We start from the raw sequence: 13,203 nt of genomic DNA on the forward strand, positions 1-13,203 counted from the left end.
TGATCCGCAAGGGGAGAGGCTCCGAATTCATGACGACATCGATGCATCTGGCTTCTCAGCTCGCTGTGAACGTGCTGGATGCCAGATCGCTGCTGACCGCGTTCGGGGTGCTCGGTGTGGGCGTGGTCCTGTTCGCCGAGACGGGTCTGCTCCTTGGCTTCTTCCTTCCAGGCGATTCGCTGCTTTTCACGGCCGGTCTGCTGGCCACCGGATCGGCGGAGGGGGCGGTGCACCTCTCGCTGGCCCCGCTGCTGATCTCCGCCGCGGTCGGCGCGCTGGCCGGAGCGCAGTGCGGCTACCTGATCGGCCGCCGAGCGGGCGGATCACTGCTGGCTCGCAGCCGATCACAGCGGCTGCATGACGGCGCGAAGCGAGCGGAAGAGCTGCTGGAGCGCTACGGGTTCGCGAAGGCGATCGTGCTGGCCCGGTTCGTTCCGGTGGTGCGGACGGTGCTCAATCCGCTGGCCGGGGTCCTGGAGGTGCCCGTACGGACCTTCACGCTCTGGCAGGTCGTCGGCGGTCTGGTGTGGTCCGCAGGCGTGATCCTGGCGGGGTACGCGCTGGGCTCATCGATCCCGAACGTCGACCGCTACCTGCTGCCGCTCGTCGCCCTGATCGTGGTGGTGTCCCTGACTCCCCTCCTGGCGGAGGCCCTCCGCAGCCGCAGGGAAGCGAAGGCGAAAGGGGAGCCGCGGTGACTTTCGCTTTCGACGGTTCACGTGACTGGCCGCGAGTCACGCGCACCTGCACTGCCGCGGCCATGATGCCGCTGTTCGATTCGCGGAGGCCTGACGCTCCGCTGCTCGCCGCATGAAGCGCCAGGAAGTCGCGGAGCTCGCCGGCAGCGTGAGCCTCGGCGTCTGGGCCGCGCTCGGGGTGCTGGCCGCCGTGGCCTTGGGCAGGGGAGGCGCGCCACGGGAGCTGGATCATGACGTTCTGGCCTGGGCCGTCGATCACCGACCGCCTATGGCGCTGGCGCTGGCCCGCGGTGTCACATCCACCGGCACGGGTGCACTTCCCTACGCCCTGGTGGCGCTGGCAGCCGCGGTGGCCGGGCGCACACCGCGGCAGAGGCTGGCCGCAGTCGCGTTCGGCCTGGCCTGTCTTGGCGGGGGCCAGGCTCTCCGCTACGCGGTGATGGAACTGGCTCATCGCCCCCGTCCACCGCTTGCGGATTGGGCGACACACGCATCCGGCTGGGCCTTCCCGTCCGGACACAGCACGACGAGCGCGCTCATAGCCGGTCTGCTGATCGTCGCGGTGTCCTTGCGGGCTCCACGAGGGGCCACGGCGCTACGGCTGCTCATCGGCTGCTGGGGTGCGGCGGTGGGACTGAGTCGTGCCTACCTCGGCGTCCACTGGTTCACCGACGTAGCCGGGGGCTGGCTGTTCGCGACAGCATGGCTGACCGCATGCCTGTGGGGCGCTGCCCGATGGTGCCCGGGCGCCTTCTTCCCGGCTTCAGACGCCTCCCTGAACAACCAGGAAGGATCATGCGACCCAAGATCCTGATCGTGGAGGACGACCACGCGCTGCGGGACGCTCTGCGCCGCGGACTGTCGGAGGACTTCGAAGTCGTCCTGGCCGCCGACGGCGCCACGGCGCTGCGGCTGGCCGGGGACGGCGTCGAGGCCGTCGTCCTCGACATCGGCCTTCCGGACGCGGACGGACGGGATGTGTGCCAGGCCATGAGGGCCAACGGGGTCCGCGCTCCCGTGATCTTCCTGACCGCCCGGCATCGGATCACGGACCGCCTGTCCGGGTTTTCTGCCGGCGGGGACGACTACCTGCCCAAGCCCTTCCACCTCACTGAACTCACCGCACGTCTGAAAGCCATGCTGAAGCGCTCCGCATCCCGTCCGGCCGCCTCCTACGCCGATCTTGTGCTGGACGCTGTCAATCACAGCATGGCCGTCGAAGGCGGTGCCCCCGTCGCCCTGTCGCCCACGGAGTTCCGGCTACTGGCCCCACTCGTCGCCGCGGCCGGCAGTATCGTGCGCCGCCGCGACCTCATCCGGGCCGGCTGGCCCGAGGGCGCGCAGGTCAGCGACAACACTCTGGACCAGTACCTCACCCGGATGCGGCGCAAGCTGCGTGACGCGGGCAGCAGCCTGACGATCACCACAACGCGCGGAGTCGGGCACCGTCTGTCATGAAACGCCTTGCCCAGCGCCTCGTTCCCCGGACACTGCGAGGCCGCCTGTCCCTGGTGGCGCTGACCACGGCGGCGCTGATCATGACGCTCCTGACCTTCGTCTTCAATCTCGCCATCACCCGTCACCTGCAGCATCAGGTGGACGCGGAGCTGCGCAACCGGGCGGAGGCGGTCGCCACCACCATCGACACCAGCGGCTCCCGGGCGCGCGTGCTCGAGACCGCCAACGACCATCTGCTGGACACCAACGTATGGATCTACGCCGACGGGCGCCTGCTGGAAAGGCCCCCCTCGGCACCAATCCACAGCCCGCTGTCCGACGCGGCCGACGATCTGGCCGACCAGAGAAGGCAGACGTGCACCACTGACGCGGGCCAACCGCCCATGCGCGAGTGCGCGTTGCCGTTGCCGGGTAACCACGCCGCCGGCGTCGTCACGGCCATGAGCCTGGGTCCGTACCGCAGCTCCGCCGACACGTTGCTCCTGGCATCTCTCGCCTTGGACGCGGCGATGCTCGCCTGCACGTACATCCTCACCCGTTTGTCGCTCGGTCGCGCACTGCGCCCCATGCAGTCCATGACCGACAGGGCCGCTCAGTGGAGCGCGGTCGGGTCCGAGGCCCGTTTCGGAGCCGAGCACCAGCCGGTTGAACTCGCCAGGCTGGGAGGTTCACTGGATGTACTGCTGGACCGGATACGGACCGTACTCAGACACGAGCGGCAACTGACCGGCGAGCTGTCCCATGAGTTGCGTACGCCGCTCACGCGCATGATCGTCGAACTCGACTGGTGGCAGATCCGCCCGCGTTCCGTGCAGGAGACGCGGGATACCCATCGGGTGCTGACCGAAGCGGCCCAGTCGATGCGCGCCATCTGCGACACGCTGCTCAACGACGCTCGCGACCGGGCGCTGGACCACACGGCCGTTCCCGGTACCACGGACGTCGTGCCGAGCCTCGAGCGCCTGCTGCAGTCCAGCACGCCGGACCGGATCAGGACGACCCTGGAGACGGGTGCCCCGGTCATCCAAGCGGCCACCGCACCCGCCCTGCTCGAACGGATTCTGAGTCCACTGCTGGCCAACGCGGTCCGCTATGCACGCACGACCGTGACGGTGGCCGTGCGGCGCACGGCCGACGCCGTCCGTATCGATGTCACCGACGACGGCCCCGGGGTACCCGAGGCGTTCGTCAGGTACCTCTTCGTCCCGGGGCGGCGGGCGGAGCCGGGTGACGGGCACGACGGAGCGGGCCTCGGGCTGCCGCTCGCCAGGCGTCTGGCCCTCTCCGTGGGAGGCGACGTGACGTTCGATGCGGGGAACGTGTCCGGGGCCCGCTTCACGGTCACTCTGCCCGCCGGCTGACCTCCTCGGGCTGTGCCTTGGTGGCTTCACCTCTGCGCTCCTGCCGGTGGGCGTAGATCATCATGCCGAAGAGGACCACGAGCAGGACGAGGGAAGAGCCCAGGGTGCCGAGGTCGAGACCGCCCTTGGCGACGGGCTTGGTGAGGAAGTCGCCCGCGGTGGCACCCAGTGGACGCGTGAGGACGAAGGCGATCCAGAACTGCGCCACATTCGGCACCGTGGGCACCTTCATCAAGGCGACGAGGACCATGAGTGGTCCGACCACCAGCAGAGCGGCGCCGGCGTAGTTCGCCCGAACGGCCGAACGCTCGTCCTGTGGCTCAGTCCGAGTGGAAAGCGGCAGGCTCTTTCGGGGTGACGTCCTTGCGTGTCACGGTCAGATAAACCACGAGCCCGAGGATGACGACGAGGAACAGGACGCTGGTCATCACGGTGCCGAGCCCCAGTCCGCCGTCACCGGTCGGCTGGCAGAGATAATCGCCGACGGACGCGCCGAGCGGCCGGGTCAGGATGTAGGCGATCCAGAAGCTCCAGACGGCGTTCGCGCCGAGCGCGAAGCGCGCGATGGCGACCGCCGCGATGGCCAAGGCGAAGAGGACGGCGGACAGCCAGTAGCCCAGGCTCATGCGCTCGGAGAGCAAGTCCCCGGCCGCCGTGCCGAGGGCGAAGGTGAACAACACGGCGAGCCAGTAGAACGACTCTCGGCCGACACTGTCGATGTGATGGATCGACAGCGTCCGCTCGCGCCGATACCAGACCGCGAAGACGATCGCCAGAACGATGGCGAACACCGTGGTGCTGGTCTCCAGCGGCACGCCTCTGTTGTCCGTGAGATTGTCACTGATCAGAGTCCCCACAACGCTGATGAGAGCGACCGCGAGCCAATAAACGCCCACCTGGTAGGACCGGGTGCGGAACTGGACCACGAGTGCGACGGCCAGTAGAGCACTCATCAGGAACGACACACCGGTCAGGCCCAGTCCGGCCTTTTCGTTCAGCAGGTCGGCAGCCGTCTCGCCGACTGTCGTGCACAGCACTTTGATGATCCAGAAGTAGGCGGTGACCTCTGGGACCTTGTTCCAGCGCGGCCGGAAACCAGACGGGTACGCCTCGTTTCCAGCGGCATCGGGCAGCGAAGGCCCGAACTTTTCGTACGTCATGCCGCCCTACCGTGCCAGCGGGCTCCTGAACACATCCTGACTGGCGCGCGCCACCGTCCTCGCGCCGCTCCGCTCCGGCGCCGCGTGGCAGCCATGCTTCCTTCTCCGCCCCAACTCCGCATCGCTGGACGGAAAAGGATCTCCCCCTGAATCCACGAATGCCCAACCTCGTACTCGGCCCGTTATCGCGTGCGACGATGTGGCTGCAACAGCGCCTCGGTTGGGCTGTCTCGGTGTCCTACACGGCGGCCGCGCTGCTGCCTGCCCCCGGTCTGTGGCTGCGCCACCCCCACCGGCTGCCGTTCACCGGCGGCTTCACCCTCTCCAGCACCCAGATCCTCCTCGGCCTTGTCCTCTTCACCGCCGGGCTGCAAGTACCCGTCGAGGCCTTGGGCGAGCTGGTGCGGCGCCCGCGTGCTCTGCTCGCCGGACTTCTCCTGCGCCTTGCCGTCCCCGCTCTGACCATCCCGGTCATCGCATTCCTGCTGCGCCAGACCCCGGACACGGACGGGGGCGGTGGCCTGGTCACCGCGATGATCGTGATCGTGGCCATGCCGGTCGCTGCCGGAGCCACGGTGTGGGCCGGCAAAGGCATGGGAGATCAGCCGACCATGGTGGGCCTCGTACTCGTCTCCACGCTCCTGAGCCCACTCACCGTGCCTCTTGTCATCAACGGCCTCAGCCCGCTTCTCACCGGCGCTCACGTGAACGCGCTCACCGGAAGCATCCATGCCGGCGGATCGACTCTCACCACGGTCGTCATGCCGTGCGCGGCCGGCATCCTGTCTCGACTGCTTCTGCCCGCTCCGTGGCTTTCCCGCAGCGTGGTCGTCGCCCTCCCCACAGCCATGAGCGGCTCCCTGGTGCTGACCTATCTCAACGCCAGCGGGGCGCTGGGCTCCTTCTTGACCCACCCACGCCCCCTGCTGCTTGTGGCCGCAGTGTTGACGGCGGGAACGGTCTGCCTTCTGTCCTTCGGTATCGGGCGCGTACTTGCCCAACTGCTGCGACTCGCCCCTTCCTCCGCCGCGTCGCTGACTCTCGCCTGCGGCATGAACAACAGCAGCGCCGGGGCGGTCCTGATCACCACGGCCCTACCCCACAAGCCCCAACTTCTGCTGCCTGTCCTCGCCTACGGGCTGCTGCAGAAGACAGCCGCGAACCGACTCGTCCGACATCGAAGGGTCTGAAGCCCGCGCAGCCACCGCGGCAGGCGATCGTGGTCGCAGCGCCGTACTCGCCTCGATCGACAGGCTGTTGAGGACGCCGGCATGGGTGTACAGCGCATGGGGCGAGATGGGCCGTGCGGGGCCGGGGTGGGGGTGGCTGCCGGGGACGAACATGGTGAAGCCGGCATCCGGACCGGGATCGGTCAGGAAGTACGCGGCCTTGATGGCGAGGGGAGGGTGCCTTCGATGACACGGCCAGTGACGGTGGGGACCCTCTACAACCACATGCCCGATCTCGAGGAACTGCGGACATCCCGCGTTCCGCATCAGCTCGAAAGCGGTCAGCGGCAGTCAGCGGGCAGCAGGTGACACTGGCCTGCTACGGGACCAGGGACTTGCCCGTCTCGGTGGATGTGTCGTGCAGGCCCAGACGAAGGTGCTCGACGTGGAAGAGGGCCTGCTCAAGGAGTTCGGCGACGTGGTTGTCGTAGAGGGCGTAGACGATGGAGCGGCCCCGGCGTTCTCCGGTGACGAGGCCGAGGTTGCGCAGCAGGCGGAGCTGGTGGGAGCAGGCGGAGGCTTCCATGCCCACGGCTTCGGCGAGGTCGCCGACCGCGCAGGGGCCTTCTTGGAGGCGGGCCAGGATGTACAGCCGCGAGGGGGTGGCCAGGGCCTGGAGGGTGGCGGCGACGTCGGTGGCCCCCGCCGTGTCCAGGCGCTCGCGGGGGGTGGCGTGGTTCTTGTCGGCTCCGTGACCCATGGCGTCCATCCTACCGGGCACATATGAAGACCTGTTCAGATGTTCCTGTACGGTGGATGTGTCGCCCTGCTTCGCCCTGAAGGGTTCTTTTGTCATGCCTTCTGACCTGCGCCAGCGGTCCGGACGGGACACTCCGGCCGCCCCGCGTACGGCGCCGAAGCGCCGTACGCGGGTGTTCGCCCTGGCCGAGGCGCGCTGGGCCGCCGCGGCGCTGGTGCTGTTCCTGATCGCGCTGCCGCTCCAGTTGACCGGCGCTCCCGCCTGGGCGTGGGGCCCGCTGTACGCCGCCGCCTACGTCGCCGGCGGGTGGGAGCCGGCCTGGGCGGGGCTGGCGGCGCTGCAGGAGAAGGCCCTGGATGTGGACCTGCTGATGATCGTGGCCGCGATCGGCGCGGCCTCGATCGGGCAGGTGATGGACGGCGCGCTGCTGATCGTCATCTTCGCCACTTCCGGCGCGCTGGAGGCCCTGGCCACCGCGCGTACCCGGGACGCGGTGCGCGGTCTGCTCGACCTCGCGCCGACCGTTGCCGACCGCCTGGCCGACGACGGGAGCGAGGCGACGGTCCCGACGGAGGATCTCGTGGTCGGGGACACCATCCTGGTCCGCCCCGGTGAGCGGGTCGGCGCGGACGGCCGCATCCTTTCCGGGGTCAGCGAGGTGGACCAGGCCACCATCACCGGCGAGCCGCTGCCGGTCGCGAAGGAGGCCGGGGACGAGGTCTTCGCCGGCACCCTCAACGGCACCGGCGCCTTGCGGGTGAAGGTCGAGCGGGACGCCTCGGACTCGGTGATCGCCCGGATCGTGGCCATGGTCGAGGAGGCGTCAGACCAAGGCGCCCACCCAGCTCTTCATCGAGAAGGTCGAGCAGCGTTACAGCCTGGGCATGGTCTTCGCGACCCTGGCGGTGTTCCTGGTCCCCCTCGCGTTCGGCGGAGACCTGACCGGCTCGCTGCTGCGGGCGATGACCTTCATGATCGTGGCCTCGCCGTGCGCGGTGGTTCTGGCGACGATGCCGCCGCTGCTGTCGGCGATCGCCAACGCCGGGCGTCACGGCGTGCTGGTGAAGTCCGCCGTGGTGATGGAGCGTCTCGGACAGGTCGACGCGGTCGCACTCGACAAGACCGGCACCCTCACCGAGGGCACCCCCCGCGTCACCGACATCCGCCCCGTGGACGGCTCTGGGCTGACGGAAGACACCCTGCTGGCGCTGGCGGCCGCCGCCGAGCACCCCAGCGAACACCCCCTGGCCCGAGCCGTGGTCGACGCCGCCCACACTCGCAACCTGGCCATCGCCGACATGCGCGAGTTCACTTCCGCTCCCGGCTTCGGGGTCACCGCCGTCGTCGGCGGTCACTCGGTCGCGGTCGGCGCACCGGCCCGCCTCCTCGACGGCAACGAGACCATCGGCGCGGCCCGCGCCGCCGAGGTCGCGGCCGACCTGGAGGACGGTGGCCGCACGGCCGTCCTGGTCCTGCGCGACAGCGTTCCCGTCGGGGTGCTGGGCATCGCCGACCGGCTGCGTCCCGATGCCACCGCGACCGTCGCCGCCCTGACCACGCTGACCGGCAGCACTCCGGTGCTGGCGACGGGCGACAACCCGCGCGCCTCCGCCCGCCTGGCCGCAGAGGTCGGCATCACCGGCGACGAGGTCCACGCCGGTCTCCTGCCCGAGGACAAGGTCGAAGCTGTACGGCGCTTGGCTGCCCGGGGGCGCAAGGTGCTGGTCCTCGGCGACGGCGTCAACGACGCCCCGGCCCTGGCCGCCGCCCACACCGGCATCGCGATGGGCCGCGCCGGGTCCGACCTCGCCCGGGAGAGCGCCGACGCGGTCATCGTCCGCGACGAACTCGCCACCGTCCCCACCGTGATCGCCCTCTCGCGCGCGGCCCGGCGTCTGGTGGTGCAGAACCTGGTGATCGCCGCAGTGTTCATCTCCGGCCTGGTCGTCTGGGACCTGGTGGGCCGTCTGCCGCTGCCACTCGGTGTTCTCGGCCACGAGGGCTCGACCGTCATCGTCGGCCTCAACGGGTTGCGTCTGCTGCGCGAAGCGGCCTGGAACCGCGCCGCGAAGGACATGCGGTGAGCCGCCGTACCAGGAAGGCAGCCTCCGCTTCGGGGGCTGCCCGGCCCACCGTCACCGTCTGCCGCGGCTGTTGCTGCGGCACCCCGGCCCAGGTGCCGCACCTGGACCACGAAGCCCAGCTCAACGACCTGCGCACCCGACTTGCCGGAGTCGCGATGGTCCGGCGAACCGACTGCCTGGACGCGTGCGAGCGCGCCAACGTCATCGTCATCCAGCCCTCCGCCGAAGGCCGCAGGGCCGGCGGACGCCCGGTCTGGCTCGGCGAGGTCAACAGCCCCGGTGCCGCCGCCGACATCACCGCCTGGGTCAAGAACGGCGGCCCCGGCCTCGCCGAGGCACCCGACATCCTCGACCTCTACACGTTCAGCCCGTCTCGACGCGTCCGTCACGAACTCGACGACTGACCGACCGTCCCGTCTGCCTCCGACACACTGACACCGCTCAGGGCGGAACGACTGACATTCCCGTGGCAGACGACAGACGTGGCTGTCATCGCTGGCGAGCGCTGACGCTCTCGCTGCCCCGTCTGGAGGCAGGGGGGGCGAACTGGTTGGTGCCGGTCGTCCGCGTGGGTGCCGCCGTCGCCGCGCTCGGCTCACTGCTCGCGCTGATCCTCGGGGTCTCCCGCACCACTCTTGCCATGGCCCGGGACCGGCACCTGCCGCACCCGCTGGCCGCGGTCCACCCCCGCTTTGGTGTCCCGCACCGCGCCGAACTGCTCGTCGGCGCGGTGGTCGCCGTGCTCGCCGGGACCACCGATGTCCGCGGCGCGATCGGCTTCTCCTCCTTCGGAGTCCTGGCCTACTACGCCGTCGCCAACGCCTCCGCCTGGGCCCTCACCCCGGCAGAGGGCCGGCCGAACCGGCTCGTCCCCGTACTCGGCATGGCCGGCTGCGCGGCCCTCGCCTTCGCCCTGCCCTTGACCACCGTCATCTCCGGCACCGCCGTCCTCACCCTGGGGGCCGCCATCTACGGCCTTCGGAAAGGCGCGACCCACGGCTTCAGCCGCTGACACTTCTCAACGAGTCCCGCGACCTCGTCGGGCGTCGCGTCCTCCGTGAGCCGGACGATCATCCCGCGGACGGAGTACGGGTCGGCGGAAGCACTGGGCAGATGACGGGCTCGGACAACGCGGTGAGGCCCCTCCAACGCTTGGGAGAGGCCTCACCGATATCAAGAACCGCCGGTACACGCCCCGGTCACGGCCTCGAACTCCTGGGTGGTCACAACCGACCGGTGCGCGCGATCACCTGGCCGGCGAAGTCAAGCATCTGGTCAAGGCCGGGGAACAGTGCGAAGGCGTCCACGAACGCCTCGTCCGCACCGGACTCGGCGAAGCGCTTGAGCTTGTCGGCCAGCGAATCGACGGTCGTGCCCGGTTCGAGGTTGATACGTATGGCCTTCTTCAGCGCGTCGGGATCGCGGCCGGCCTCCTGCGCCGCCTGGCGCGCGAGCGACCACAATTGGTCGGCGACCTCGGCCGGCAGGAAATCGACCCCGAGCCAGCCGGTGGCGCTGCGGCCGACCCGGCGCATGGCGGCCTCGCTGGCGCCGCCGATCCAGATGGGCGGCCCGCCCGCTTGCACCGGGCGCAGGTCGGCGTGGACCGGCGGCAGCGAGAAGAACTCGCTGTCCCAGGACACCGGGTTGGCCGTCCACCACTCGTGGAGGAACGCCAGCAGGTCATCGAGCATCCGCCCGCGCCGGCGCCAGTCCGCGCTGCGGGAGATGTCGTGCTCGTCCTTCATCCATCCGAGTCCCACGCCGACCTCGAGACGGCCGTCGCTGAGCACGTCGAGCGTGGTCAGCATCCGGGCCAGGTGCGGCGGCTCGTAGTAGAAGGTGCTGAGCGTGCTGGCATTCAGCCGCACCCGGCTGGTCGCCGTCGCGGCGACGGTCCACAGCAGCACCGGGTCGAGGTAACGCTTCATCTGCGGCGGGTACGGCTGCTCTTTGCCCGGATAGACGCTGTGCATATCGACCGGCTGGACCAGGCGATCGCCGACCCACAGGGTGTCGTAGCCAAGGTCCTCGATCCCGCGGCAGAACGCGCTCAGGCCAACTGCGCTGCTGATGGCGGGCCCGATTATGGGAAGTGTGAAACCAAGCTTCATGAGGAGTCCTCTCGGCGATCCCCCGGCCGTTTGCTCAGACGGGAAGCTCGGTGATGCTGAGGGCGAAGTCCAAGTTCCCGACCCCGTGGTTGGCGAGGCCCACCGTGACCACGCCCGCTCCTTCCAGCCAGTGGGCCATCTTCAGGCCGCCGACGTCCAGCGGGCGCATCCCCAGGGTCTCGATGAACGCCTCCACACGTGCCTTGGCCTGCGCATCGTCGCCGGCGAGGAAGACGTCGGGCCGGCCCTTCTCCAGGACCTGGCGGAAGACGGTGTTGAACGCCTTCACCACGCCGGCGCCGGCCGGGGCGACCTTGGCGACTTCTTGCGCGATCGAGGTCTCCTCGCGGTGGGCCAGCCCGTCGAACGTGGAGTTGAAGGGGTTGCTGATGTCGACGATGACCTTGCCCGCGAGAGCGTCTCCGTACTGGGCGATGGCCGGCACGACGCCGTCGTACAGCAGGGCCACGATGACGATGTCCCCGGCCGGGGCGGTGCCCCATTCTCCCGTCGTGGCGCCGTCGCCGAGAGCCTTGGCCAGGTCAGTGGCCTTGGACCGGTCGCGGCCCATGACCTCGACGGTGTTGCCGCCCGCTACCGCCCGCGCGCCGATGGTGCGGGCCATGTTCCCGGTACCGATGATGCTGATGCTGCTCATGAGATGTCCTGCCCTGGTTGTGGTCGTTCGGTTCAGATGGCGGTGGTGCCGCCGTCGGCGACGAGTTCCATGCCGTTGACGTAGCTGGAGTCGTCGGAGGCGAGGAAGAGTGCGGCGGTGGCGATTTCGTCGGGGCGGCCCATCTGGCCGCGGGGGATGAGGGATTCGAACTGGCGCTTGGTGGCCTCGTCGAAGAGCTCTTCCTGCTTGGCGGTGGCGACCTGGCCGGGGGTCAGGACGTTGACGCGGATGCGGCGGTCCTTGAGTTCGTTGAGCCAGATCCGGGCCCATGCCTGCTGGACGGCCTTGCTGCCGGCGTAGACGCTCCAGCCGGGGAAGGCGCCGAGGGAGGCGTTGGACCCGGTCATGAGGATGGAGCCGCCGTCGTTGAAGAGCGGGAGGGCCTTCTGGACGGTGAACAGGGTGCCGCGGGCATTGAGCCCGAACCAGGTGTCGAACTGGGCCTCGGTGATCTCGCCGAGCGGGGCGGGCTCGCCGCCGCCGGCGCTGGCCCACAGCACGTCGAGGCTTCCCTTCTCCCGCTTGACGGTGTCGTACAGGCGGTCCAGGTCGTCCAGGTCGGCGGCGTCGCCCTGGACGCCGGTGACGTTGCGGCCGATCTGCTTCACGGCCTCGTCCAGGGCGTCCTGGCGGCGGCCGGTGATGAAGACGTGCGCTCCCTCGTCGACGAACAGCTTCGCGCCGGCCAGCGCCATGCCGGTGGTGCCGCCGGTGATGACCGCGACCTTTCCATCGAGCTTTCCCATGGTTGCTCCCTGGGGTCGGTGGTGCCGTGTGCACCTGGGGAAGCGGCGTTATGTACACCGCCCTGTGTTCTTACGCTACGGGGCGGGTGGCCGGGACGCAAACTATGTACACCGGTCGTTACCTAGCTGCGGTACGATGGACCCATGACGGAGTTGGAGAAGGGCCCCACGGGCCGCCGCCGCGGCCGGGGCGCCCGCGAGCGCATCCTCAGCGCGTCCCAGCAGCTGTTCCGCGAGCAGGGCATCAACCGCACCGGCATGGACCAGCTCTGCGCGGTGGCCGAGGTGTCCAAACGCACGGCCTACCAGCACTTCAGCGGCAAGGACGAACTCGTCGCCGAATACCTGCGCCGGTTCGACCCCGCAGTCCTGTCCGGCGTGTTCGACCGCACCGACCTCACGCCCCGCGAACGGCTCCTCGCCGCCTTCGACATCCCCCCCACCACCCCCCTGTGCCCCTACATCGCCGCGGCCGTCGAACTCCACGACCCCGAGCACCCCGCGTCCCAGTGCGCGCGCGACTACAAGAAGGCCGTCGCCGCGCGACTGGCCGACACCGCCCGCGAAGCCGGCGCCGCCGACCCCGAACAGCTCGGCGAGCAGCTCGCGCTGCTCATCGACGGGGCCGCGGCCCGGACCCGTGTCCTCGACGCCGACGCCTTCCCCACCGCCGCCGCCATCGCCGCCGTCCTCATCGACAACGCCATTCCCGCCACAGCCGGCGATGACCGGCGGCGGGAGCAAGTGTCGAGCTGACCTGGCACTCCGCGGCCGGGCTGGACGCGCTGCCGGTCGCGCGGCTGCACCCGCTGGTACGCGACACCAGCCGCCCCGCACCTGGCCCGGACCTGCCGGCTTCACCGAACTGGTCGCCCGCGTGTTGCAGGCCGCGGCAGAAGTCGCCGGGGAGACCGGCGACCCGCGCGGGCTTCAGGAGTTGTGGCGCATGAAGAACGCGTGCGGGGCCGGGAGGT

The 13,203-nt window shown here is 69.8% G+C and carries 14 protein-coding genes and 2 pseudogenes; 9 read left to right on the forward strand and 7 right to left on the reverse strand.

Annotation, left to right across the window (positions count from 1 at the left end; genetic code table 11):
* Positions 1–29: 29 nt before the first annotated feature.
* From OG448_RS28600 to OG448_RS28615, 4 genes are all read left to right on the forward strand, one after another.
* Positions 30–698 carry a DedA family protein gene (locus tag OG448_RS28600; RefSeq protein WP_405558069.1) on the forward strand — a complete coding sequence of 223 codons (669 nt, stop codon included), beginning with the start codon at positions 30–32 and terminating at the stop codon, positions 696–698.
* Positions 699–810: 112 nt separating this feature from the next.
* Positions 811–1,512, forward strand: coding sequence for a phosphatase PAP2 family protein (locus OG448_RS28605; RefSeq protein WP_405558071.1), 702 nt, complete (start codon positions 811–813; stop codon positions 1,510–1,512).
* Complete coding sequence (locus OG448_RS28610; RefSeq protein ID WP_405558073.1) at positions 1,494–2,156, forward strand: response regulator transcription factor; 663 nt, start codon at positions 1,494–1,496, stop codon at positions 2,154–2,156. Before OG448_RS28605 ends, OG448_RS28610 begins: the two co-directional genes overlap by 19 nt.
* Positions 2,153–3,517 (forward strand): sensor histidine kinase, encoded by a 1,365-nt coding sequence (locus OG448_RS28615; protein ID WP_405558075.1) that lies wholly within the window; start codon positions 2,153–2,155, stop codon positions 3,515–3,517. The genes OG448_RS28610 and OG448_RS28615 overlap by 4 nt, the downstream gene beginning before the upstream one ends.
* Here the strand turns inward: OG448_RS28615 and OG448_RS28620 are convergent.
* Both OG448_RS28620 and OG448_RS28625 read right to left on the reverse strand, forming a co-directional pair.
* Positions 3,498–3,734, reverse strand: coding sequence for a hypothetical protein (locus OG448_RS28620; RefSeq protein ID WP_405558077.1), 237 nt, complete (start codon positions 3,732–3,734; stop codon positions 3,498–3,500). The two genes, OG448_RS28615 and OG448_RS28620, sit on opposite strands and share 20 nt — an antisense overlap.
* A 103-nt stretch (positions 3,735–3,837) precedes the next feature.
* On the reverse strand, positions 3,838–4,677 hold the full coding sequence (locus OG448_RS28625; RefSeq protein ID WP_405558079.1) for a hypothetical protein: 840 nt from the start codon (positions 4,675–4,677) through the stop codon (positions 3,838–3,840).
* Positions 4,678–4,835: 158 nt separating this feature from the next.
* Here OG448_RS28625 and OG448_RS28630 point away from each other — a divergent pair, with 158 nt between their 5' ends.
* The gene (locus OG448_RS28630) at positions 4,836–5,867 is read left to right on the forward strand and encodes a sodium-dependent transporter (protein WP_405558081.1); all 1,032 of its coding nucleotides are present in this window, start codon (positions 4,836–4,838) and stop codon (positions 5,865–5,867) included.
* Here the strand turns inward: OG448_RS28630 and OG448_RS28635 are convergent.
* Positions 5,772–6,173, reverse strand: coding sequence for a phytanoyl-CoA dioxygenase family protein (locus tag OG448_RS28635; RefSeq protein WP_405558083.1), 402 nt, complete (start codon positions 6,171–6,173; stop codon positions 5,772–5,774). The two genes, OG448_RS28630 and OG448_RS28635, sit on opposite strands and share 96 nt — an antisense overlap.
* A 52-nt stretch (positions 6,174–6,225) precedes the next feature.
* Complete coding sequence (locus OG448_RS28640) at positions 6,226–6,606, reverse strand: ArsR/SmtB family transcription factor (RefSeq protein WP_405558085.1); 381 nt, start codon at positions 6,604–6,606, stop codon at positions 6,226–6,228.
* 94 nt (positions 6,607–6,700) lie between these two features.
* Between OG448_RS28640 and OG448_RS28645 the strand changes: the two are divergent.
* From OG448_RS28645 to OG448_RS28655, 3 genes and pseudogenes are all read left to right on the forward strand, one after another.
* Positions 6,701–8,690 (forward strand): annotated as a pseudogene (locus tag OG448_RS28645) (heavy metal translocating P-type ATPase).
* A complete protein-coding gene (locus tag OG448_RS28650; protein WP_405558086.1) occupies positions 8,687–9,094 on the forward strand; it encodes a (2Fe-2S) ferredoxin domain-containing protein in 408 nt (135 codons plus the stop codon). Before OG448_RS28645 ends, OG448_RS28650 begins: the two are co-directional and overlap by 4 nt.
* A gap of 122 nt (positions 9,095–9,216) precedes the next feature.
* Positions 9,217–9,702: pseudogene (locus tag OG448_RS28655) on the forward strand (amino acid permease); the annotation flags it as partial.
* Between the two features lie 211 nt (positions 9,703–9,913).
* Here the strand turns inward: OG448_RS28655 and OG448_RS28660 are convergent.
* The 3 genes from OG448_RS28660 to OG448_RS28670 are packed head-to-tail and all read right to left on the reverse strand — an operon-like array spanning position 9,914 to position 12,229.
* On the reverse strand, positions 9,914–10,804 hold the full coding sequence (locus tag OG448_RS28660) for a TIGR03619 family F420-dependent LLM class oxidoreductase (protein ID WP_405558088.1): 891 nt from the start codon (positions 10,802–10,804) through the stop codon (positions 9,914–9,916).
* Positions 10,805–10,838: 34 nt separating this feature from the next.
* Complete coding sequence (locus OG448_RS28665) at positions 10,839–11,462, reverse strand: NADPH-dependent F420 reductase (protein ID WP_405558090.1); 624 nt, start codon at positions 11,460–11,462, stop codon at positions 10,839–10,841.
* A gap of 32 nt (positions 11,463–11,494) precedes the next feature.
* Entirely contained in the window at positions 11,495–12,229 is a 735-nt protein-coding gene (locus tag OG448_RS28670; protein ID WP_037738440.1) for an SDR family NAD(P)-dependent oxidoreductase, read from the reverse strand.
* Positions 12,230–12,373: 144 nt separating this feature from the next.
* Between OG448_RS28670 and OG448_RS28675 the strand changes: the two genes are divergently transcribed.
* The gene (locus tag OG448_RS28675) at positions 12,374–12,985 is read left to right on the forward strand and encodes a TetR/AcrR family transcriptional regulator (RefSeq protein ID WP_405558091.1); all 612 of its coding nucleotides are present in this window, start codon (positions 12,374–12,376) and stop codon (positions 12,983–12,985) included.
* Positions 12,986–13,203 lie beyond the last annotated feature (218 nt).

Origin of the sequence: Streptomyces sp. NBC_01171 (genome assembly GCF_045039805.1) — a bacterium.
Lineage (GTDB): Bacteria > Actinomycetota > Actinomycetes > Streptomycetales > Streptomycetaceae > Streptomyces.